The sequence below is a fragment of the Amycolatopsis sp. NPDC051372 genome (genome assembly GCF_040682095.1).
In the GTDB taxonomy this organism is placed as follows: domain Bacteria; phylum Actinomycetota; class Actinomycetes; order Mycobacteriales; family Pseudonocardiaceae; genus Amycolatopsis.
In genome coordinates this window covers 260493-280988 of record NZ_JBFBAF010000006.1, presented here as the reverse complement: position 1 = coordinate 280988, position 20496 = coordinate 260493, and the positions used below count along the sequence as shown (strand labels likewise).

General features: G+C 71.2%; 20 protein-coding genes and 1 tRNA gene. 20 read left to right on the top strand and 1 reads right to left on the bottom strand.

From position 1 onward, the window contains the following. Positions 1-81: 81 nt before the first annotated feature. Complete coding sequence (locus tag AB0M56_RS12170; RefSeq protein ID WP_364174100.1) at positions 82-1362, bottom strand: DUF3662 and FHA domain-containing protein; 1281 nt, start codon at positions 1360-1362, stop codon at positions 82-84. A 130-nt stretch (positions 1363-1492) separates the two neighbouring features. Here AB0M56_RS12170 and AB0M56_RS12165 point away from each other — a divergent pair. The 20 genes from AB0M56_RS12165 (at position 1493) to AB0M56_RS12070 (ending at position 20368) form a co-directional block, all read left to right on the top strand. Beyond that, positions 1493-1575 (top strand) — tRNA-Leu (locus AB0M56_RS12165). A gap of 295 nt (positions 1576-1870) precedes the next feature. Continuing rightward, positions 1871-2788, top strand: coding sequence for an ABC transporter ATP-binding protein (locus AB0M56_RS12160; protein WP_364174097.1), 918 nt, complete (start codon positions 1871-1873; stop codon positions 2786-2788). After that, on the top strand, positions 2788-3645 hold the full coding sequence (locus tag AB0M56_RS12155; protein ID WP_364174094.1) for an ABC transporter permease: 858 nt from the start codon (positions 2788-2790) through the stop codon (positions 3643-3645). Before AB0M56_RS12160 ends, AB0M56_RS12155 begins: the two co-directional genes overlap by 1 nt. A 12-nt stretch (positions 3646-3657) precedes the next feature. Then, complete coding sequence (locus tag AB0M56_RS12150; RefSeq protein WP_364174091.1) at positions 3658-4779, top strand: histidine kinase; 1122 nt, start codon at positions 3658-3660, stop codon at positions 4777-4779. Further along, entirely contained in the window at positions 4776-5384 is a 609-nt protein-coding gene (locus tag AB0M56_RS12145) for a response regulator transcription factor (protein ID WP_360584499.1), read from the top strand. Before AB0M56_RS12150 ends, AB0M56_RS12145 begins: the two co-directional genes overlap by 4 nt. Beyond that, entirely contained in the window at positions 5375-6532 is a 1158-nt protein-coding gene (locus tag AB0M56_RS12140; protein ID WP_364174088.1) for an amidohydrolase, read from the top strand. Before AB0M56_RS12145 ends, AB0M56_RS12140 begins: the two co-directional genes overlap by 10 nt. A 297-nt stretch (positions 6533-6829) precedes the next feature. Continuing rightward, a complete protein-coding gene (locus tag AB0M56_RS12135) occupies positions 6830-6970 on the top strand; it encodes a hypothetical protein (protein WP_364174085.1) in 141 nt (46 codons plus the stop codon). A 41-nt stretch (positions 6971-7011) separates the two neighbouring features. Further along, positions 7012-7155 carry a thiocillin family RiPP gene (locus tag AB0M56_RS12130; protein ID WP_220245456.1) on the top strand — a complete coding sequence of 48 codons (144 nt, stop codon included), beginning with the start codon at positions 7012-7014 and terminating at the stop codon, positions 7153-7155. A 42-nt stretch (positions 7156-7197) separates the two neighbouring features. Continuing rightward, a complete protein-coding gene (locus tag AB0M56_RS12125) occupies positions 7198-7356 on the top strand; it encodes a RiPP peptide (RefSeq protein ID WP_285971290.1) in 159 nt (52 codons plus the stop codon). A gap of 13 nt (positions 7357-7369) precedes the next feature. Then, positions 7370-7519 (top strand): thiocillin family RiPP, encoded by a 150-nt coding sequence (locus AB0M56_RS12120; protein WP_220245458.1) that lies wholly within the window; start codon positions 7370-7372, stop codon positions 7517-7519. Positions 7520-7548: 29 nt separating this feature from the next. Continuing rightward, positions 7549-7698 (top strand): thiocillin family RiPP, encoded by a 150-nt coding sequence (locus tag AB0M56_RS12115; protein ID WP_220245459.1) that lies wholly within the window; start codon positions 7549-7551, stop codon positions 7696-7698. Positions 7699-7748: 50 nt separating this feature from the next. Then, entirely contained in the window at positions 7749-7892 is a 144-nt protein-coding gene (locus AB0M56_RS12110) for a hypothetical protein (RefSeq protein ID WP_158688140.1), read from the top strand. Positions 7893-8021: 129 nt separating this feature from the next. Next, on the top strand, positions 8022-9263 hold the full coding sequence (locus AB0M56_RS12105) for a cytochrome P450 (protein WP_364174081.1): 1242 nt from the start codon (positions 8022-8024) through the stop codon (positions 9261-9263). Continuing rightward, positions 9260-11383: an ATP-binding cassette domain-containing protein gene (locus AB0M56_RS12100; RefSeq protein ID WP_364174078.1), complete on the top strand. Its 2124-nt coding sequence runs from the start codon at positions 9260-9262 to the stop codon at positions 11381-11383. Before AB0M56_RS12105 ends, AB0M56_RS12100 begins: the two co-directional genes overlap by 4 nt. Then, positions 11380-13302, top strand: coding sequence for an ATP-binding cassette domain-containing protein (locus AB0M56_RS12095; RefSeq protein WP_364174075.1), 1923 nt, complete (start codon positions 11380-11382; stop codon positions 13300-13302). The genes AB0M56_RS12100 and AB0M56_RS12095 overlap by 4 nt, the downstream gene beginning before the upstream one ends. A gap of 10 nt (positions 13303-13312) precedes the next feature. Further along, entirely contained in the window at positions 13313-15646 is a 2334-nt protein-coding gene (locus tag AB0M56_RS12090; RefSeq protein WP_364174072.1) for a TOMM precursor leader peptide-binding protein, read from the top strand. Further along, entirely contained in the window at positions 15643-17127 is a 1485-nt protein-coding gene (locus AB0M56_RS12085; protein ID WP_364174069.1) for a SagB family peptide dehydrogenase, read from the top strand. The genes AB0M56_RS12090 and AB0M56_RS12085 overlap by 4 nt, the downstream gene beginning before the upstream one ends. A 4-nt stretch (positions 17128-17131) precedes the next feature. Then, complete coding sequence (locus AB0M56_RS12080) at positions 17132-19366, top strand: hypothetical protein (RefSeq protein ID WP_364174067.1); 2235 nt, start codon at positions 17132-17134, stop codon at positions 19364-19366. Beyond that, a complete protein-coding gene (locus AB0M56_RS12075; protein ID WP_364174064.1) occupies positions 19359-20162 on the top strand; it encodes a thiopeptide-type bacteriocin biosynthesis protein in 804 nt (267 codons plus the stop codon). The genes AB0M56_RS12080 and AB0M56_RS12075 overlap by 8 nt, the downstream gene beginning before the upstream one ends. Positions 20163-20200: 38 nt before the next feature. Beyond that, the gene (locus AB0M56_RS12070) at positions 20201-20368 is read left to right on the top strand and encodes a hypothetical protein (protein ID WP_220245467.1); all 168 of its coding nucleotides are present in this window, start codon (positions 20201-20203) and stop codon (positions 20366-20368) included. Positions 20369-20496 lie beyond the last annotated feature (128 nt).

Below are 20496 nucleotides of genomic sequence, written 5' to 3'. Positions count from 1 at the left end.
TCTGCCTGCAAGCCGCGGCGCGCGCGCACCGCGGATCCCCCCGCACGACAATTCTGCGGGAACCCCGTCACCGGCCTCTGGTCAGCCCTGGGTTCGGAACACCAACGAAGAGTGACCCACCCGGATGACGTCCCCGTCGGCCAGCTGCCACGTCTGCACCGGAGTCCCGTTCACGGTCGTGCCGTTGGTGGACCCGATGTCGGCGAGCGTGGCGCTCTGGCCGTCCCAGGTGATCTCCAGGTGCCGGCGCGACACCCCCGTGTCGGGCAGGCGGAAGTCGGCGTCCTGGCCGCGGCCCACGACGTTCCCGCCCTGCTTCAGCGAGTACGTCCGGTTCGAGCCGTCGTCCAGCTGCAGGCTCGCCGCGAGCGCGCGGCCGGCCGCGGGAGCGGGCTGGCCGTAGCCGGGCTGCTGCTGGGCGTACGGGTCGGCCGGGGCCTGGCCGTAACCGGGCTGCTGCTGACCGTACGGGTCCGCCGCCGGCGCCTGGCCGTAGCCGCCGCCCTGCTGGGGCTGGCCGTACTGGTCGTAGCCGCCCTGCTGGGGCTGGCCGTAGCCCTGGTCGTAACCGCCCTGCTGGCCGTAGCCGCCACCCTGCTGCGGCTGGCCGTACTGGTCGTAGCCGCCCTGCTGGGGCTGGCCGTAACCCTGGTCGTAACCACCCTGCTGGTAGCCCTGGTCGTACCCGGGCTGCTGGCCACCCTGGTCGTAGCCGGGCTGAGCGGCACCGCCGCCCTGCTGGGGCTGGCCGTACTGGTCGTAGCCGGGCTGCTGGCCGTAACCCTGCTGCTCGTAACCGCCCTGCTGGCCATAGCCCTGGTCGTACCCGGGCTGCTGGCCACCCTGCTGTCCGTAGCCGTACTGGCCCTGCTGGCCGTACGGGTCACCCTGGTCGTATTGGCCGTATCCGGGGGGCTGGCTCATTGCTGGGTCTCCTGCGTTGCTGGGTCGTGCCGACCGTGACGAGCCACCGGGTCCACTCGCGTGGGCGTCGGGATCGACGGACGAACGGGTCTTGAACTGTCCAGTATGCAGCGCCTCGTTGCGCTCGAGTGATACGACGACGTCACCATAGGTCTCCCAGCCGTGCTCGGCGAGGTGTTCGCCCACAGCTCGTGCGAGAACCGCAGTGACCCGCTGCTCGTCACCGGCCATCCGATCGTGGTCAGCCTGCCCCAAGGACACGATGTAGTGATTCGGGGCGAGCTGCCGACCTCCTGCCAGCTCACGAACGTTTTCCTCGCCTTCCCGCTCGAGCGCCACCGCCACTTCCTGTGTGACGACGTTGCCACCGAACATGCGCGCGAAGGTGTTCCCCACGAGGTTCTCGAGACGCCTGTCGAAGCGCTCTACCCGACCCACCTGGGGTGACCTCCTCGCACGTGTGCTTCCGCACCGATCCTATCCGGGAGAGGAAGCCTCGACACGACCCCCGCTGAAACCTGTGAAAACCCCCTGCTACGCTTTGCTGGCTGTCAGAGAGAAGCAACTCGGGCGAGTGGCGGAATGGCAGACGCGCACGGTTCAGGTCCGTGTGTCCGAAAGGACGTGAGGGTTCAACTCCCTCCTCGCCCACTTTGGTCGAAGCCCTCAGCCGCTAGCGCGACTGGGGGCTTCTCCCGTTTGTCGGTCGTCATGTCTCCCGGGGGGCCGAGCCCCCCGGACCCCCCACGGTGCCACTGGTGGCGCTTCCTGCATGGGAGCCACCCGAACCGCCACGGTGCGGTTGGTGAGCGACCCAGCGTGGTCCAGACCCATAGTGCTGAGCTGCGGTTATGAGGTTTGTCATGGGTTGGGCGTGGGGGATTCACGCTGGCTTGGTGAGGTATGGGTCTGGGGGGCTGGGCGCGGGGGCGGCCACGGTGGGGGCATGGGTAGGGAAGCGGTTGTCGAGGTGGATGGGCTGAGGGTCGAGTACGGGTCCTTTGTCGCGGTTCACGGGTTGAGTTTCACGGTGCGGGCCGGTGAGGTCTTCGGGTTGCTGGGGACGAACGGTGCGGGCAAGACGTCGACGATGGATGTGCTGGAGGGGTATCGGCGACCATCGGCCGGCAGTGTGCGGGTGTTCGGGGTGGATCCGGCCAGTGAGCGCGAGGAGGTGGCGCCGCGGGTGGGGATCATGTTGCAGGAGGCCGGGTTCTTCGACGATCTGACGGTGGTCGAATCCATTCGGGCGTGGCGGAGGTTCACGGCGGATGCGATGACGGTCGACGAGGCCGTCGAGTTGGTGGATCTGGGGAAGGTCGCGGGTACGCGGGTCGGGAAGCTGTCGGGTGGGGAGAGGCGGCGGCTGGATCTGGCGTTGGCGGTGCTGGGGCGGCCGGAGTTGTTGTTCCTGGACGAGCCGACGACAGGGCTGGACCCGCAGGCGCGGCGGCGGACGTGGCACGTGCTGGAGAACATGGTCGCGGGCGGCATGGCGATCCTGCTGACCACGCACTACATGGAAGAGGCGCAGTACCTCGCGAACCGCGTGGCGATCATGGACCGCGGGCGGATCATGCGGCACGGGTCCGTGGACGAGGTGATCGGCGCGGACCACGGGTCGACGGTCACGTTCGTCAGTGAGGTGGCGGTGCCGGTCGAGCTGGCCGGGGTGTCGGAGGACGGGCGCCACTACGAGCTGAGCAGCACAGATCCACAGGCGGACCTGCACCGGCTGCTCGACTGGGCCGGCCGCGCCGGGGCGCGGATCTCGGACCTCGAGGTCCGGCGCAACTCGCTCGAAGACGTTTTCCTCAAGGTGGCCGACGAGGCCGCCCTCGCCACCACCGCGAAGGAGCGCTGATGACCGCCATCGCCCCCGCGTCCGCCGGACCTCGTCGTTCACTTGGCTTCTGGCGCTACACCTGGTCGCAATTCCTGTTGTCGCAGAAGGTGCACTGGCGCGATCTCGGATTCGCGCTCACCGGTGTGCTCATTCCGCTCGGGCTCGGCATCGGATTGCCGGCGAGCCAGCACGGCAAGGGCGCCATCGCCGGCGTCGACGGCGGGGTCTACCTGCTGCCCGGGATGATGGGATTCGTCCTCGTCTGGATCGTCTACAACGTGGTGAACTCGGCGACCAGCCGACGCGGAAAACTGATTTACAAACGCCTTCGCGGCACGCCATTGCCGGACACCGCCATCATGACCGGCGAAGCGATGAGCGGATCGGTCACGAGCATCGCGCAAGTGGTCGTCCTGCTCGTTTTCGGGCTGACGTACCTGGGTGCGCCCGCGCCGGCCAACCCGCTGTTGCTGCTGGTCGGCGTGGTGCTGGGGGCGTTCACGTTCGCGTTGCTGGCGATCGGGGTGTCGGGTCTGCTGCCCACGAGTGAGGTGTCCACGTGGATCGTGACGCCATTCCTGTTCCTCATGATGTTCGCGTCCGGGATCGTTTTCCCGCTGTCCGAAATGCCGCACTTCCTTCAGGTGCCGGTGCAGTACCTGCCGTCGAGTTCGGTCGTGGAAATCCTGCGCACCGCGTATCTCGGCCGCGACTTCGCGTCGAATCCGGCGACGGCGCAGCTGCCGCACCAGGTCGGATTCCTGGAGTCGTTCAGGGTGTGCGTTATGCCCCTGGGACTACTGTGTGCCTGGATCGGCGTTTCCCTCGGCCTGGGCAAGCGCTTCTTCAAGTGGGACCCGAAGCGGTCGGGCTGAGCAGGAGGAGACGTGGACCGGTGGAACCCCGGGACACTGGGCCGCGTCGTCGCGCTGCTGATCCTCGGGACCACCGCCGCGTTCACCGTCGAGGCGTTTTTTCTGTGGCTGAGCACCCACCCCCCGGTGCTCGACGTGCTCTTCGCGGTGCTGGCCGGCGCGGGTGTGCTGGCCGGCACCGGGCGCATCGTCTGGGCGGTCGTGCGCCGCTCAGCCGCCCGCGGCGAGCACCTGGTGGACGTGGCGATCGCCACGAGCCTGGCGTTCGCGCTGCTGCTGGCCTTCGGGCCGGCGTGGCTGGCGCTGCCTTCGCTGGTCGCCGGTGTCTCCGCGATCAGCCTCACGGGGCTCAAGCGCTGGATCTTCCCGCTGGTCGTACTCGTCGTCACGGCGGCGCTTGCTCTGTTGATGCAGGTGCCGGCCTACGCGGTGGCCGAGGTGCTGCTGCGGTCGCTGGTGACGATCGTGGTGCTGGCGGGAATGGGGCTGCTCGTGACCTACGCGGCCGAGGTCCACGCCAACCGTGACGAGCTGGCCCGTATGGCCGTGGTCGAGGAGCGGCTGCGCTTCGCCCGTGACCTGCACGACGTGCTCGGCCGTGGCCTGTCGGTGGTGCGCCTGAAGGCCGAGCTGGGCGTGCGGCTGATGGACACCGACCACGAAGCCGCCCGTGCGCAGCTGGTGCAGATCGCGGAGCTGGCCGGCGGGTCCGTGACCGAGCTGCGCAAGGTGATCGCCGGCTACCGCCAACCGAGCCTGGCCGAGGAGCTGCGCGGCACGTCGTCGATCCTCAGCCTCGCCGGTGTCCGCGTGGTCGCCGATCCGGTGCCCGAGGGACTGCCCGGACCCGTCGCGGAGGCGATCGGCTCGGCCATCCGCGAAGGCGGCACCAACATCCTGCGGCACAGCGCCGCCGAGAACTGCCGCGTCGAGTTCGTGCGGGACCCCTCGTGCGTGCTCGTGCGGATCCGCAACGACCGTCCGCACGCCGGCGGCACCCGGGCCGGCCACGGCCTCACCGGCCTGGCCGAGCGGCTGGCCGCCGTGCGCGGCACGCTGGAGCACCGCGAGGTCGACGGCGATTTCGTGCTCACCGCCCGCGTGCCCCTTGACCTGCCGAGGAAGAGCTCATGACCTTGCGGATCGTGCTGGCCGAGGACCACGCCCTGCTGCGCGAATCGCTGCGCACGGTGTTCAGCCTCGCCGAGGACATCGACGTCGTGGAAGCTGTGGACAACGGCGCCGACGCGCTGGAGGCCATCCGCCGCGAGCGCCCAGACGGCGCCATGGTGGACATCGACATGCCGCGGATGTCCGGGCTCGAGGTGGCCGAGGCCGTGCGCGCCGAGGGGCTGGACTGCGGGCTGCTCGTGGTCACCAGCTACGGCAAACCCGGCTATCTGCACCGCGCGATGCGGGCCGGCGTGCGTGGATTCGTCACCAAGAACATCTCGCCCGACGACCTGATCACCGCCGTGCGCAAGGTCTGCACAGGCGGTCGACACGTGGACCCGGAGATCGCCGCCGACGCGCTGGCCGTCGGGGAGACGCCGTTGACCGAGCGGGAGCTGGACGTGCTGCGGCTGTCCGGCGCGGGGCTGCGACCCGCCGAAATCGGCGCGCGGCTGTCGCTGGCCGAGGGCACGGTGCGTAACTACCTGTCGAGCGCGCTGACCAAGCTGCAGGTGGACAACCGCGTGGCCGCGTACCGCGTCGCCGAGGAGGCAGGATGGCTGTGACCGACCTGCTGAAGCTGTACCAGGACCTCCACGCGAACCCCGAACTGGCCGGCGCGGAGAAGCGGACGGCGGACGTACTCGCTCGCGAGCTGACCGCGCTGGGGTTCACCGTGCGTAGCGGAATCGGCGGAAACGGTGTGGTCGCGGCGTTCGAAAACGGCGACGGACCGACGGTAGCGGTGCGAACCGAGCTGGACGCGTTGCCGCTCGCCGAGCGCACGGGATTGCCGTACGCGGCTGACGGTCCCGCCATGCACGCCTGCGGCCACGACCTGCATCTGACCGCCGTGGTCGGCGCCGCTCGCGAGCTCGTGGCGACGCGCGCGGAGTGGCGCGGCCGGGTCGTGGTGCTCGGGCAGCCGGCCGAGGAGACGCTGGAAGGCGCGCTCGCGATGGTGGCCGACGGGGTGCACGACGTGTTCGGTGCGCCCGACGCGTTGCTGGCCCAGCACGCGGTGCCCGGACCGGTCGGCCGGGTGGGCCATTCGCCGGGGCAGATCACCGCGCCGTGCGCCGAGCTGGCGATCACCGTCCACGGCCGGGGCGGGCACGCGGCCGTGCCGCACCTCGCCGTGGACCCTGTCGTGCTGGCCGCGCACCTCGTGGTGCGCCTGCAGTCGGTGGTCGCGCGGGAGACGAACCCGGCCGATCCTGTCGTGGTCACCGTCGGCTCGGTGCACGCGGGCGACGCGGCGAACGTGATCCCGGACCGCGTGGAGCTCGGGGTGAGCGTGCGCGCGGCGAGCGATGGGGCGCTGGCCCGGGCGCTGGCCGCGATCGGGCGCGTGTGCCGAGCCGAGGCCGCCGCGTCCGGCGCGCCCGTGGAGCCCGAGGTCGTGACGGTGCGCTCGGCGCCGGCGACCACCAACGACCGGCAGCTCGTGCTGGCCGTGCGGGCGGCGCACCTGTCAGGGCTGGGGGCGGACCGCGTCGGCTGGACGCCGCCCGTGGCCGCGGCCGAAGACTTCGGCCACCTGGCCGCTCTGCCGGACGGCAGGACCGTGCCGCTGTGCTACTGGACGCTCGGCGTCGGCACGCGCGGCACCAACCACTCACCTGACTTCGCTCCGGAGCCGGCCGCTCTCACGGACGGGTGGCGGGCTCTCGTCCTCGCCGCCCGGGCCGTACTCGCTGTAGCCGAGGAGTAGTCACTCCGGCACCCATAGTTGATCTACCTTAAGGGAACCCTAGGAGAAACCTAAGATAGCTGTCAGCTAACTACTCCAGACGGGTGACATGTGTGATTTACCCTCCACTTGCATACCGGGTTGGGTTTAGCGTTCCCCCTGTGCGAATCGCTCAACGCGAATAGCACGAAACTGGGGAATCAAAAGCCTGGGGGGGCTTGCGTGATGAGAACTGTCATGGTTGCCGCTATCGTAGTTGTGTCCGTTTTATCCGGTATTTCCGCTGCTGAGGCCAGCGTCCCGGCGCCCCCGAGATGCGTGCCCGGCACGCAGTTCGCGTACGTCGGCTTCGAGCTGGCGAAATGGGATTACGTCGGTGGCGACGGCGGAGAATACCTGTACCGGTACAGCTTCAACGGCTGGAATCAGGGCACTGTCACCTGCAAACCCAAGGCGTGAATTCCATTCGCTTTCTGCACCTTCGAAGGGAGGTGAAGGGAATGCAGGAAAACACGACCGCCGTGGACGCGGTGGAGGAGCTGCAGGTCGAGGAGCTGGTGGAAACCACCGCGGCCGGCACCGCCTTCTGCATCGGCAGCGCGGGCTGCCCGTCCAGCGCCGGCACGGCGTCCAGCTTCGGCTGAGCAGTCCCACACAACTGATCCACAAACCTGAGGAGACCCGAGATGAACGAGTTCGACAACCAGGTCGAGCAGGCGTTCGCCGAGGACATCACGGTGGAGGAGCTCGGCGAGGTCGCCGGCGCCGGTACCACCAACACCGGCGGCACCATCAGCTCCACCACCTGCCCGGCGTGCATCGGCACCGCCTTCAGCTGGTCCTGAGAGGAAAACGGTCATGGAGACGCAGGAAACGCAGGACTTCACCGAGGAACTGACCGTCGAAGAGCTGTCCGACGCCACCGGCGCCGGCTGGTGCGTCGGGTCGGCCGGCACGTTCGGCTGCCCGTCGAGCGCCGGCAGCTACGGCACCGTCAGCTCGCACTGACGCACTGAACTGAGCAGGGAGGAAAAGAAATGAACGAGGAAATCTTCGAGCCGGCCACGACCGAGCTCACCATCGAGCAGCTCTCCGACGCGCAGGCCGGCAGCTTCTGCCTCGGCAGCGTGGGCACCGCGGGGTGCCCGAGCTCGGCGGGCACGGTCGGCACCGCGAGCTCGAGCTGACAATCCCCCAGGACATCCGCGGCGAAACGAACCTCTGAAGGGAGGTTGTCATGGAGAACGTTACCACGCAGGCCCCGCAGGTCGAGGAGCTCGTGATCGAGGAGCTCACCGAGGCCGGTGCCAGCAACTGCTTCGGAACGGCGGGCAGCATCGGCTGCCCGGTGTGCTTCGGCACGTACGGCTGTGCCACCTGAGCCACCAGATTCCAGGTGAGCTAGGTCAGCTATTCCACCCACACCGCGTGGTCGCCGTCGAAAAATGATTCATGAAATGGCGGCGACCACGCGGTGCGGGAAAACACGTGCTTGGGAAAGGACTGGGGGATGTCGGAAATCGTCCAGCGGTTGTGGCGGCACTTCGCCCGCCTGGAGTCGTTCGGAATGCAGGCTCCGGATTTCTTCGCCGAGCTGGTGGAACAGACGCCGGTGGTGCGCTTCGACGGAATGTGGGTCATTTCCGGCTACGAGCTGGTGACCCGCCTGTGCACCCACCCCGGCTTCCCCATGGCGGCCCCCGTCTTCACCGACGTGGTCCACCGAGATAACCCACAGTTTGTTCGCTTCTTCGGCAGCACCATGTCGGTGCGGGCCGCCGAGGAGCACACGCGGCTACGCGGTGTGCTCACCGGGGCGTTTTCCGGCCGCCGGCTGGCCGGGCTGCGCGACCGCATCGACGACGTGGTGGCCGATCTGCTGGCCGAACCCCTGCGTCGCGGCGAGGCGGAGTTCGTCTCCGAGCTGGCGACGCCGCTGCCGGCCGCCGTGACCGCGGTGCTGCTGGGCGTGCCGACCGCCGACCGCGACTTAGTCACGGCGCGGGCCACCGGGATGATGAGCCAGCTCGCCGCCGGTTTCCTCACCGAGTCGCACCCCGAGGCGGGGACCCCGATCACCGCCGCCGAGTTCGCCGAGCTGCGCGACTACGTCGCCGGGCTGCTGGCCCGGCGCCGCGCCGAGCCGGCCGAAGACCTGATCGGGCACCTAGCCCAGTCGCAGGGGGCGGGCAAGCTCACCGCCGACGAAGCCGTGGACATGGTGCTGCTGCTGTTCATGACCGGGCTCGACACCGTCACGGCCGCGCTGGCCAACACGCTCGTCGTTCTCTCCGAGAAGCCCGACGTCGCCGCGGCCCTGGCCGCCGACCCGCAGTGCGGAGACCGCGTGTTCGCCGAAGCCATCCGACTGCGCACGCCGGTCGCGTTCGGCTCGCGCCAGGTCGCGCACGACCTGTCCGTCGGCAAGCTGAACTTCAAGGCTGGCGACACCGTGATCCTCGCCTTCGCCGCGGCGAACCTCGACCCGCGCAAGTTCGACGCGCCGCTCGAGTTCCGCTGGGACCGGCCGATGACCGGCAACGTCGCCTTCGGCCACGGCAGTTACTACTGCCTCGGCAGCGCGCTCGCCGCGATGTCCGCGCAGTCGCTGCTGACCGCGGTGCACGACCGGCTGCCGACCCCGAGCCGTCCGCTGGCCGAGCTGCCGTGGCGCGCGTCGCTGGCTTTTCCGACGCCGCGCGTGCTGCCGGTGACCTTCGCGCCCGCGCTGGCGGAAAGCGGTGCCCGGTGAGCACGCGCTACCGGTCGCGCGCCGGAGCCGAGTTCCGCCAGGTCGAAGAGTCCGACTGTGGCGCGGCCTGCCTCGGCATCCTGCTCGCCGGGTTCGGCAAATACCTGTCGTGGCCGGTCCTTTCGCAGGCCTGCGGCGGTGGCCGCGACGGCATCAGCGCCGCGACGCTCGCCCGGCGCGGCCAGCAGTTCGGGCTGACGGTGAGCGCCAAGCGCGTGCGGCTGTCCGGCGGGGAGGCCGACGTCGCCACGCTGCGCGGGCTGGCCGCGCCCGGCGTGGTCTTCGTGGACAACCGGCACTTCGCGGTGCTGGGACGCGTCGGCCGCGGTGGCAAGGTGCGGCTGCACGACCCCGCGGCCGGGCGGCACACGCTGTCGATCGACGAGTTCCGCGAGCGGTTTTCGGGGCTGTACCTGGGTTTCCGGCCGGGGGCCGGGTTCGAGCCGAGTGGCGCGCCGCAGCGGGTGCTGCCGCGCGCGCTGCGTTGGCTCGGCGCCGGGCTGCCGGTGGTTCTCGGCGCCGTGGTGGCCGGGGTGGTCACGGCCGGGCTGACCGTGGTGGCCGCGCTGCTGGCGCGATCGCTGGTCACGGCGACGGCCGGGCCCCGGGCGACGTGGTGGCTGGCCGCGGTGGCCGTGGGTGTCGCGCTCGCGGGCTGGGCGCAGCAGCGGCTGGTTTCGGCCGCGTTGCTGCGCACCTCGGTGAAGCGCTCGACCGAACTGGTCGGGCACCTGCTTCGGTTGCCCGGCAGCTACTTCCACCGTCGCTTCACGGGCGGCGTCGCGGCGCGGGTGCAGATCGCCGACACGATCGCGCAGCAGCTGACCACGGTGGTACTGCCGGTCGCGGTGAGCCTGGCCGCCGTCGTCGGGCTGCTCGCGGTGCTGGCCGTGCTCGCCCCGCCGGCCGCGGCGCTGCTGGCCGGGAGCACGCTGCTCACCGCGTTGGTCGTGCGGTTCGGGCGGCGGGCCGGGACCGAGCGGCAGTCGGCGTTGATGGTCGAACAGTCGGCGCGCGACGGGCTTTCGCTCAACGTGCTGTCGGCCATCGACACGGTGAAGGCCGAGGGCAGCGGGCGCCAGGCGTTCGGGCGCTGGTCTTCGGCGCAGCGCAAGGTGCTGGCCGCGCAACGGCGGGCGGCGCTGGGCGAGCACGGGATCGGGCTGGCCGTCACAGCGCTGCACGCGCTGGGGTACGCCGCCTGTCTCGCGCTGACCGCGCTGGTCGCGCCCGGCGAGGTGATCACCGTGGCCGTGCTGGCCGCGGTGTGGCAGCTGCACGCGGGTGGGCTCGTCACGGGACTGCACCGGATCGGCGGCCTGCGCAGCAGCTTCGCCGCGTACGACGACGTGGCCGGCGCCGAGACCGATCCGTCCGATGTGGACGAACCCGTCGCCGTCGGCCCGGGCCGGGTCACCGTGCGCGGACTGCGTTACGGCTACGACACCAACGCCGAGCCGCTGCTGGTTTCACTCGACCTCGACGTGCCGCCGGGCGGCCGGATGACGCTGGTCGGCCCGAGCGGCTGCGGCAAGTCGACGCTGGCGAAGCTGCTGGCCGGGCTCGTGCGGCCGTGGTCGGGCGTGGCTCTGGTCGACGGGCGGCGCAGCGCGGACCTGCCGCCGTCGGTGCGGCCGTTCCTGGTCGGGTACGTGCCGCAGCGCCCGGCGTTCTTCGAGGGCACCGTGCGCGAGAACCTGGAACTCGGCACCGCGCTGCCGGACGACGCCATCGCCGCCGCCCTCGACGACGCCCAGCTCACCGAGATGATCGAGCTGCGCGGCGGCATCGACGCGGCGCAGGTCAGCCAGCAGGCCCGCAACTTTTCCGGTGGCGAACGCCAGCGGCTCGCCTTGGCCCGTGCGCTCGCCCGCAACCCGCGCGTCCTCGTGCTCGACGAGGCGACCAGCGCGGTCGAAACCGCTTTGGCCGCCCGCATCGACGCCGCTTTGCGCGCCCGCGGCACCACCACGGTCGTCGTGGCCCACCGCCTCTCCGAAGTCCGCGGCGACGACACGGTCGTGCTGCTCGACCACGGCGCCGTGCGCGTCTACGGCACCCACGATGACCTGCTCGCCCACTCCCGCGGCTACCGCGACATCGCGGAGGTGGCCGGATGACCACCACCTTGCCCACTGAGAAAAGCCGCTCGTGGTTCGAGGAAACGGGCGCGACGGCGGCGTCCCTGCGCCACGCCGTCGCCGGCCGGATCAAGCCCGAAGCGGCCGGGCCGCAGGGTATCGACGACAATGCTGCCGTTCCTTCGCCGGCCACCGCCGTCCAGAAGAAGGTTGAGCCGGAGCCCGCCTTGCCTCGCAAGGCCACCGCCGTCCTGCCCCACGAAGGCAGCACCGGTCGCCACCTCCTGTCCTTCGCGATGCGCGGCCAACGGGCCCGGCTCGTGGTGAGTGCCGTGCTCGGGTTGCTGGCGACCGTGTTCGGGTTCGTCGTGCCGCTGGCCGGGATGGTGCTGGCGATCGCGATCGCCGCGAACAACCGCGCCGCCGTGCCGTACCTGGCCGGCGCGTTGGTCGGGCTGCTCGCGTTGCAGCTGCTGACCACGGCGGTCGTGGAACGCGGGCTGCTGACCTTGACCGACGGGGCGCAGGACCGCCTCGAGTCGGCGATCTGGCAACGCCTGTTGAGCCTGCCCGCGACGTTCTTCCGCGACTATCCGCTGCGTCGCCTCATGGGCTTCTCCGGCGGGGTCGGCCAGCTGCGCGGACTGCTCGGCAGCGGCGGCCTCACGGCGGCGTTGCACGCGGTGTTCGCGCTGGTGGCGATCGCGTTGCTGGCGCTGCTGGACCCGTGGCTGGCCGTCGCGGCGGTCGGGATTTTCGGGCTCGTGCTCGGGGCGATGCTGTGGCTTTCCGTGCGCCAGCAGCGGCACGACACCGAGGTTCTGTCGGCCGTCGACGACGTGCAGGCGGCCGTGTACCCGGCGATGCTCGGCATCGACGACGTGCGCGCGTTCGGCGCTCAGTCCTATGTGGTCGGTCGCTGGAGCAAGGCGTTCCGCTCGCAGAAGCGGTCCGACGACGCCGGGCTCAGGTACGCCGAAATCGCCAGTGCGCTCGCCGTGGCCTGCTACCCGGCGCTGCTCGCGGTGCTGCTGCCGATGGCGTCGGGCCTGGGGTTCACCGGGCAGTGGACCGTGGTGATGGTCGCGATGACACTCAACCTCACCGCCACCCGGCTGCAGAGCGCGCTCGTCGGCCTGTTCGCCATCGGCCTGGTGCACGCCCGCCTCGCGCCGGTGCTGACCACGCGGCCCGAAACGCCGGCGCACCCGACCCCGCTGCCGGCCGCGCGGGGGGCGGTGGAGCTGTGCGACGTGAGCTTCCGCTACCCCGGCCAGACCTGTGACCTGCTCACGGACATCTCCCTGCGCATCGAGCCGGGGGAGTTCGTGGCCCTGATCGGCGCGTCGGGCGCGGGCAAGTCGACCCTGCTGCGCCTCATGCTCGGCCTCGACCGGACCGAGCGCGGCAGCGTGCTGCTCGACGGCGTGGACGTGAACACCTGCGACGTCGACGAGCTGCGCACGCGGATCGGTTACGTCGCACAGGACGCGACGCTCATGCGCGGCACGCTCGCCGAGGTCATCTGCGGCGCGGCGGCCGAGGTGGATCTCGACCTCGCGCAGCACGCTGCCGAGCAGGCCCAGCTCGGTGAGGTCGTAAAAGCCTTGCCGATGGGCCTGCACACACAGGTCACCGATGGCGAGAGCGGCCTGTCCGGCGGCCAGGTGCAACGCCTGCTGCTGGCCCGAGCCCTCGCCAAACGGCCCGCCGTGCTGCTGCTCGACGAGGCCACGAGCGCGCTCGACGCCGCCGCGCAGGAGCGAGTGCGGCGCGCGGTCGACGACCTGCGGCTGACCCGGGTGGTGGTGGCCCACCGGCTCTCCACCATCCGCTCGGCCGACCGGATCGCCGTGCTGGAGCACGGACGCATCGCCGACCTCGGCACCTTTGCCGAGCTGTCCGGCCATTCGACGGCTTTCGCCCGGCTGGTGGGCAGCGCCCGCCGGCTCGACTGAGGGGACAACCATGACCAAGAGCATCAATCGCATCACGAGGTTCAACCGGTCGCTGCGGGTGCTGACCGTGCCCGGCGACGCGGTGTACCTCACGAGCGAGCGCACCACGCAGACCCGGCTGGCCGGCGCGCTCGTCGAGCAGCTGGCTCCGCTGCTGGTCGACGGGCAGCACAGCCGCGAAAGCATCAAGCAGGCGCTGGCGGAAGCCGACCCGGCGCGCATCGACGTGGCGCTGGACCGCTTGCGCCGCAGCGGGTACGTCGTGGAGGTGGACCCGGAGGTCGACCCGCGCGTCGGCGGCTACTGGGAAGCGTCCGGTGTGGACGGTGACGACGCCGTGCGCCGCCTGGCCGGTGCGGACGTGCGGGTGCTCACCGCCGGCGACGTCGACGCGGCCGGGTTCACCGCGGCGCTGGCGGCGCTCGGCACCGGCGTCACGACGGATCCCGAGGCGCCGGCCGGGTTCACCGTCGTCCTCACCGACGACTACCTGCGCCCCGAGCTCGCCGAGTGGGGCACGAAGTTCCACGCGGCCGGCACGCCGTGGCTGCCGGTGAAGCCGGTCGGCAGCATGATCTGGGTCGGCCCGGTCTTCGAGCCCGGCGTGACCGGCTGCTACGAATGCCTGCGCGTGCGGCTGTCCAACAAGAACGTGCTGGCCAGCTACCTGCGCCAGCGCGGGGTGCTCGACAGCCCGGCGCTGGTCAACTCCGTGACCGGCACCGGCGTCACGAAGGAGCTGGCCTACCGCCTCGCCGCGCTGCACGTGGGCAAGTGGCTCACCGGCGCGTTCGCCGCGGGCCGGGCCGCGATGCCGCAGCCGCCGGGCGGGGTGGCCGCCCAGTACGGCACGCCGTGGCAGTCGGAGGTCATCACGCTCGACACGGTCAGCCTCACGCAGGAGCACCACCCGTTCCAGCGCCGGCCGCAGTGCCCGCTGTGCGGGGAGCCGGACCTGCAGGCCGACCGCATGGCGGCGCCGGTGCGGCTCGAGCCGCGTCCGCGCATGGCGAGCAGCGACGGTGGTTACCGTTCGAGTCCGCCGGAACAGTTCGTGGCGCGCTACGAGCACCTGATCAGCCCCGTCACAGGCCCGATCAGCAACCTTGTGAAGGTGCCGCTGGAGGTCGAGGGCCTGCACACCTACACCGCGGGCCAGAACTTCGCGATTCCCATGGCCAACGCCAACGACCTGCGTGCCGGCCTGCGCAGCTGCAGCGCGGGCAAGGGCATGAGCGACGCACAGGCCAAGGCGTCGGCCGTCGGCGAGGCGATCGAGCGCTACTCGGGGCTGTTCCACGGAGACGAGGCCCGCCGCACCGCGCGGCTGGCCGACCTGGACCCGGCCGAGGTCATCCACCCCAACGACCTCCACCTCTACAGCGACGACCAGTTCCGCGACCGCAAGGCGTGGAACTCGCGCCCGTCGCACTTCCACTGGGTCGCCGACGATCTCGACCCGCAGGCCGAGATCGAGTGGTCGCCGGTGTGGTCGCTGACCGAGCAGCGCACCAAGCTGTTCCCGACCTCAGGCCTGTATTTCGCTTACCACAACCCGAAAACCCCGTTTCAGGCCGGCGCGAACTCCAACGGCTGCGCGGCGGGCACGAGCCTCGAGGACGCGATCCTGCAGGGCTTCATGGAGCTGGTGGAGCGCGACACCGTGGCGATGTGGTGGTACCACCGCCTGCGCCGGCCCGCGATCGACCTGTCGACGTTCGACGTGCCGTACTTCGCGCAGTGGCAGCAGCGCTACGACGAGCTGCAGCGCGACACCTGGGTGCTGGACCTGACCAACGATCTGGGCATTCCGTCCGTGGCAGCGGTTTCCGTGCGCCGCGACAAACCCGCGCAGGACATCCTGTTCGCCCTCGGCGCGCACTTCGACGTGGAGGTCGCGATCGGGCGGGCGCTGTCGGAGATGAACCAGTTCCTGCCGGCCGTGATCGGGATGAAGGCCGACGGTTCGGGTTCCTACGCCTACAACGACCCGGACCAGCTGCACTGGTGGCGCAACGCGACGGTGGAGAACCAGCCGTACGTGCTCCCGGCCGAAGGCGCCTTGCGCACCCGGGCCGACTTCGAGCGTTACGAAAGCGCCGACGTGCGCGAAGACGTGCTGCGTGCCGAGCGTTCCGTGGCCGAGCGCGGGATGGAAATGCTGGTGCTGGACCAGACGCGGGTGGACATCGGCCTGCCCGTGGTGCGCGTGCTGGTGCCGGGGATGCGGCACTTCTGGCCCCGCTTCGCGCCCGGCCGGCTCTTCGACGTGCCGCGCGAACTGGGCTGGATCGATGAAACGCCGTCCGAAGCCGACCTCAACCCGATTGCGATGTTCCTATGACCACGCTCGAACGCACCGCCGAGTACACCGTCACCTTCCGCCGCGACGTCGCCGTGCTGACCAAGGACGACCAGGTCCTGCTCGGCCTGGCCGACCGCGCGGGGTACCGCCTGCGCGGCGTCGGCGCCCCGATGCTGGCGGCCCTGGAGCAGGTCCGCGCCGGGCTGCACACCGAAGAAGAGCTGGCTGCGGAGCACCCGGCCTCGCCGGTCGCGACCGTGCTGACGAAGGTGGAACCCTTCCTGGCCACGGGTTTCCGCCTGCGTGGCGAGCGTGTGGCCGTGCTGGAGCGCACCGGCGTGACCGGGCTGCGGCCCGAGGTGGCCGAGCTGGCCGGCGCGTGGCTGCGGCTGGGCAAGTTCAGCCTGCTGCGCCGTCGCGGCGGTGAGCTGGTGATCGAGTCGCCGCTGAGCAAGTACCGCGCGGTGCTGCTCGACGCGGGCCTGGCGGGCGCGGTGGCCGCGCTCGCTGTGGCGCGGCCAACGTCGGAAGTGGACACCGAGTGGTGGCCGGTGCTGGCCGCGCTGGCGGGTGCCGGCTTCCTCGACGTCGGTGCCGAAGGCGAGTTCCCCGTCGACTCCGATGACGTGCTGCGCCAGTGGGACGTGCACGACCTGTACTTCCACAGCCGCAGCCGCATCGGGCGCACCGACGAGGCGTTCGGCGGCCGGTTCCCCTACGTCGGCGAGATCGAGCCGCTGCCCGCGGTGGCGCCGGCGCCGGAAGGCCCGCGTACGGAGCTGTTCCGTCCGTCCTTCGACACCGTGCGCGCCGCTGACCAGGGGCTGCAGGAGACGATCGAGGCCCGCCAGTCCATCCGCGCCTACGGCGAGGAGCCCATCACCGCCGAGCAGCTGGGCGAGTTCCTCTACCGCACGGCGCGCGTGCGCGGCACCTACGGCCCGCGGCCCGAGGCGCGGATGCCGTACGAGGGTTCGAGCCGCCCGTACCCCTGCGGTGGCGCGGGGTACGAGCTCGAGCTGTACGTCACCGTCCGCCGGTGCAAGGGGCTCGAGCCCGGCATCTACCACTACGACGCCGGCGACCACGTGCTGCGGCTGATCAACACCGAGGCCAAAGCGCGCGACGAGCTGCTTCGCGTGGCGACGCTCTCGACCGGCGGCCAGGCCGTGCCCGACGTGCTGGTCACCATGACGTCGCGCTTTCAGCGGCTAGCGTGGAAGTACCAGTCGATCGCGTACGCGGTGACGCTCAAGCACGCCGGCGCGCTGTACCAGACCATGTACCTGGTGGCGACCGCGATGGGCCTGGCCGGCTGCGGCCTCGGCAGCGGCGACGCCGACGCGGCGGCGCGCGCGTTCGGGCTGGACTACCTGAAGGAGTCGTCGGTCGGCGAGTTCATCCTGGGCAGTGCGCCGGGCGAGCTGCCCGCCCCGGTGAGCGGCGACGGCGCGCTCGACTGGCGGGCCGGTAACGACCCGGGCTGGCAGGCCGAGTCGCTCGCCGCGCGGAGGCGGTGAGGTCGTGTCCGAGCTGCTCGTCTCCCGGATCTGCGGCCTGCCCGCCGGCGTGCTCGACGGTCTGCGTGCCCCGGAGACCGTCGCCCTCCTTGAGGAGGCCGAGTCCGCCGCCGCGCGCAAAACCGCGCTGGCGGAACCGGTTTGCGAGGCGTTGCACGCCGTGATCGGCCGCGACGAGCTGTCGCGCGAGCAGCGGCGCGGGCTGATCCGGCTTCGTCGGAGCGTGTTCAACGAGCGCTCCGACGAAGCCGGCGTCAGGCTCGCGCGGGAAGTGCTGTCCGCCGAGGAGGCGGACCGGCTCGGCGAGTGGCACCAGCTGCTGGTACACGAGCGTGAGCTGCTGGAGAAGGCGGCGCGGGCACTCGGCGCCGAGCTGGCTTCGGCGCAGCACGCCGTGGCTTCGGCCCTGCGCAGCCGGCCCGTGCTGGCCGGGCTGGCGCTGGCGAGCCCCGAGTTCGTCACGGCGTTCACCGAACGCGCTGAGCTGGGCAAACCCGGAGGCCGGCTGAGCCGCAGCGCGGTGTCGTACCTGGTGCGGACCACGTTGAAGCCGAGCCCGTTCGGCGCGTTGACGACCGTCGGCGTCGGGGACTTCGGCGGCGCAGTCGACCCTGGCGCGGGGTGCCGGCTGGTGAGTTCCTCGCGGGTCGCCGCGCGGCTCGCGTATGCGGCGCTGGAGGACGACCCGATCGTGGTGCCCAATGTGGACGCTCGCCTGGTCGGCACGGAGTGGCTGGCCGCGCTGCCCGCGCACCTGATGCGCCACGGCGTGTACTTCCGCGAGGACGAGGTCACCGCGCTGGCCGGGCCGGTGCCGCTCGACCCGCGGCCGCGGCGGCTGCGTGAGCTGGCCGCGGAGCTGGGCTGCGCCGTCGACGACGTGCGCCGGCTCGTGGACCAGGGATTGCTGCTGGTGAGCCCGCCGTGGCGGCTCGACGAACCCCGGCACTTCACCGCCTGGGGACGTCCTTCGCTGGCCGAAGCCGAGAAGGTCGTGGCCGGCAGCGCGGACGGCAGGCGCCGGGCCGACGCCGTGCTCGCGTTGCGCGGCCGGCTGCGGACCGTGCTGGCGGAACGCGATCCGGCGCGCGCCCGCTGGCTCGACGGGCTGGGGCTGGTGCACGAAACCGTCGCGCACGGCCCGGAGCCGGAGACCGCGCCGCCCGTGTGGGTGGCGGGGGAGCTCGACCGGCTCGACGGCCTGCTGGGCGCCACCGCGCGGCCGCGCGCGGGGTACTACGACCTCGTCCGGTTTTTCCTGCACCACTACGGCAACGGCGGCGTCGCCGACCTGGCCGAGTTCGCGTTCCGCGCGGTGCGGGACCTGGACCCGATGCTGTGGCTGTCGCGCTGCGCCGTGCCCGAACCCGACGTACGCGACATCGTCGGGCCGAGCATCGGTCGTCCGGCGCACTCGGTGTTCTGGCAGGTCGCGGGTGATTCGCTGGTGGTCAACCAGGTGCACCCGGGTTACCTCGGCGCCGTCTCGCGCTGGGCCGGCGTGCCTGGCCTGGCCGCGCGGGTCGAGGCGGCGGTGACTTCGTTGCACGAGAAGCGTTTCCCCGGTTGCGCGGTGTACCAGGTGACCGCGCACGCCGACTGGACGGACACGCAGCGGCCGGCCGTGCGTTCGGCGCCGTGGCTGTCGTGGGGTGCCGAACGTCCGTCGGCCGGGCCGGGTGGCGTGTCGATCGACGGGTTCCGTGTGCGCCACGACCTGGCCACGGGGACGTTGGAGGTGCTCGACCCGGCCGGGCGGTCGGCCGCGTTGAGCTACCTCGGCGCCGTGCCCGCGCACCTGCTGCGCGGGGTGCCGCGGGTGCTGCAGCTGCTGTCGGATCCGTGGCTGTCGCTGGGCCCGTGGGCTCCGGTGCCGGGCGCGGGCTTCCGCGAGCGCGTGACCGACGGGCGGTTGGTGCTGCGCCGCGCCCGCTGGACGCTGCCGGCGTCGGCGCTGCCCGCCGTCGCCGGCGGACCCGATGTGGACTTCCTCCGCGCCGGCCGGATGTTCCTGGCCGAGCACGGTTTGCCCGAGCAGGTGTTCGTCCGCGGTCTGGCCGCGGGCGGCGTGCCGCAGGGGAAACCGCAGTGGCTCAGCTTCGCCCACCCCCTTGCGGCGTGGACGGCGTTGAAAGGCCTGGCCGGCGCGGAGGAGCTCGAACTCACGGAGGCCCTGCCCGCGGCCGGGGCGAGCGTCGGGCGCGTGACCGAGTTCCTGACGGTGGTGACCCATGCTTGAGGCCTTGCTGTGGCCCGACTGGCGTTACTGGCGCGTGTACGTCCCGGACCTGCCGTCCGTGACGCGGCTGCTGAACGAGGTGGTGCGGCCGGTGGTCACTGAACATCCGCTGCGCCGTTGGTTTTTCCTGCAGTACATGGACATGTCGGGCCTCCAGCTGCGCGTTCGGGTTCAGGCGCAGCCGGATGCCGGCGCCGTGGTCGAAGCCGACTTGGATCGCCGCTTCGCCGAACGCGGCACGGAGGTCGTGAAGCGCTGGTACGAACCGGAGCTGGCGAAGTTCCGCGGCCCCGACGGCGTCGAGTTCGCCGAGCGCGTGGCCCACCTGGGCAGCGACACCGCGCTGGAGCTGCTCCCCGGCCGCGCTTCCACCCACCGCATCACGCAGGCCGCGGCCCACACCGCCGCGATCGTCGAGCGCCTGCCGGCCGACCAGCAGGTGAGCTTCCTGCACCAGTACGCCTGGTACTGGTCGGGCCGCGGCGCGCGCACGGTCGCCTGGCGCCCGGCCGCGGCCACCGCCCGCCCGGACGACCCGGCCGCGGTGCGCCAGGCGGGCCGGCTGTTGGAGAACGTGACGCGCGAACTGGCCACCGACCGCGTCGGCAAGCCCCTGCGCCGCTACGCCGAGCGCTTTTGGACGGAGTACCGCGAATCGGCACGGCGAGTTTCGCCTTACCGCGCGGCGTTCCAGCATGTCCACCTGATGAACAACCGACTCGGCGCAGTTCCCGGAGAGGAGGCCCAAATCGCGCGGTTGTTGTGGGTGCAGCGATTGCGTAGCATCGGTAATTGAACGGGTAATCCGATAAACAACAGTTGGGGAGAAATACCATGGACTCAGGCTCCAGCGGCGTTGCCGGCGGCATCGGCGACCCGGACGACGATCACCCGAACCCCGTCGGCGACGCCGTGGTCAGCGGCGTGCGCTCCGTCCTCGACAAACTCGGCCCGGCGGGCAAGAAAGCCGCCGACCAGCTGCCGAAGAAAAAGGACAAGTAAAGCCGCGATTATTCCGGCGAACGTGACCGCACGCCGCGAGGGGAAATACGCGTAAAAAAAGCTGTCACGCAGTGACCCGCCAGCGGCAGGGGCGCGGAGAGCGATCCTGACTGTCGCTCTCCGCGCCG

What these genes read in the sequence shown, in the direction of transcription:
- AB0M56_RS12105 (WP_364174081.1), top strand. Translation starts at nt 8,022, where the DNA reads ATGTCGGAAATCGTCCAGCGGTTGTGGCGGCACTTCGCCCGCCTGGAG.
- AB0M56_RS12090 (WP_364174072.1), top strand. Translation starts at nt 13,313, where the DNA reads ATGACCAAGAGCATCAATCGCATCACGAGGTTCAACCGGTCGCTGCGG.
- AB0M56_RS12085 (WP_364174069.1), top strand. Translation starts at nt 15,643, where the DNA reads ATGACCACGCTCGAACGCACCGCCGAGTACACCGTCACCTTCCGCCGC.
- AB0M56_RS12070 (WP_220245467.1), top strand. Translation starts at nt 20,201, where the DNA reads ATGGACTCAGGCTCCAGCGGCGTTGCCGGCGGCATCGGCGACCCGGAC.
- AB0M56_RS12125 (WP_285971290.1), top strand. Translation starts at nt 7,198, where the DNA reads ATGAACGAGTTCGACAACCAGGTCGAGCAGGCGTTCGCCGAGGACATC.
- AB0M56_RS12140 (WP_364174088.1), top strand. Translation starts at nt 5,375, where the DNA reads ATGGCTGTGACCGACCTGCTGAAGCTGTACCAGGACCTCCACGCGAAC.
- AB0M56_RS12155 (WP_364174094.1), top strand. Translation starts at nt 2,788, where the DNA reads ATGACCGCCATCGCCCCCGCGTCCGCCGGACCTCGTCGTTCACTTGGC.
- AB0M56_RS12095 (WP_364174075.1), top strand. Translation starts at nt 11,380, where the DNA reads ATGACCACCACCTTGCCCACTGAGAAAAGCCGCTCGTGGTTCGAGGAA.
- AB0M56_RS12120 (WP_220245458.1), top strand. Translation starts at nt 7,370, where the DNA reads ATGGAGACGCAGGAAACGCAGGACTTCACCGAGGAACTGACCGTCGAA.
- AB0M56_RS12075 (WP_364174064.1), top strand. Translation starts at nt 19,359, where the DNA reads ATGCTTGAGGCCTTGCTGTGGCCCGACTGGCGTTACTGGCGCGTGTAC.
- AB0M56_RS12115 (WP_220245459.1), top strand. Translation starts at nt 7,549, where the DNA reads ATGAACGAGGAAATCTTCGAGCCGGCCACGACCGAGCTCACCATCGAG.
- AB0M56_RS12110 (WP_158688140.1), top strand. Translation starts at nt 7,749, where the DNA reads ATGGAGAACGTTACCACGCAGGCCCCGCAGGTCGAGGAGCTCGTGATC.
- AB0M56_RS12130 (WP_220245456.1), top strand. Translation starts at nt 7,012, where the DNA reads ATGCAGGAAAACACGACCGCCGTGGACGCGGTGGAGGAGCTGCAGGTC.
- AB0M56_RS12160 (WP_364174097.1), top strand. Translation starts at nt 1,871, where the DNA reads ATGGGTAGGGAAGCGGTTGTCGAGGTGGATGGGCTGAGGGTCGAGTAC.
- AB0M56_RS12145 (WP_360584499.1), top strand. Translation starts at nt 4,776, where the DNA reads ATGACCTTGCGGATCGTGCTGGCCGAGGACCACGCCCTGCTGCGCGAA.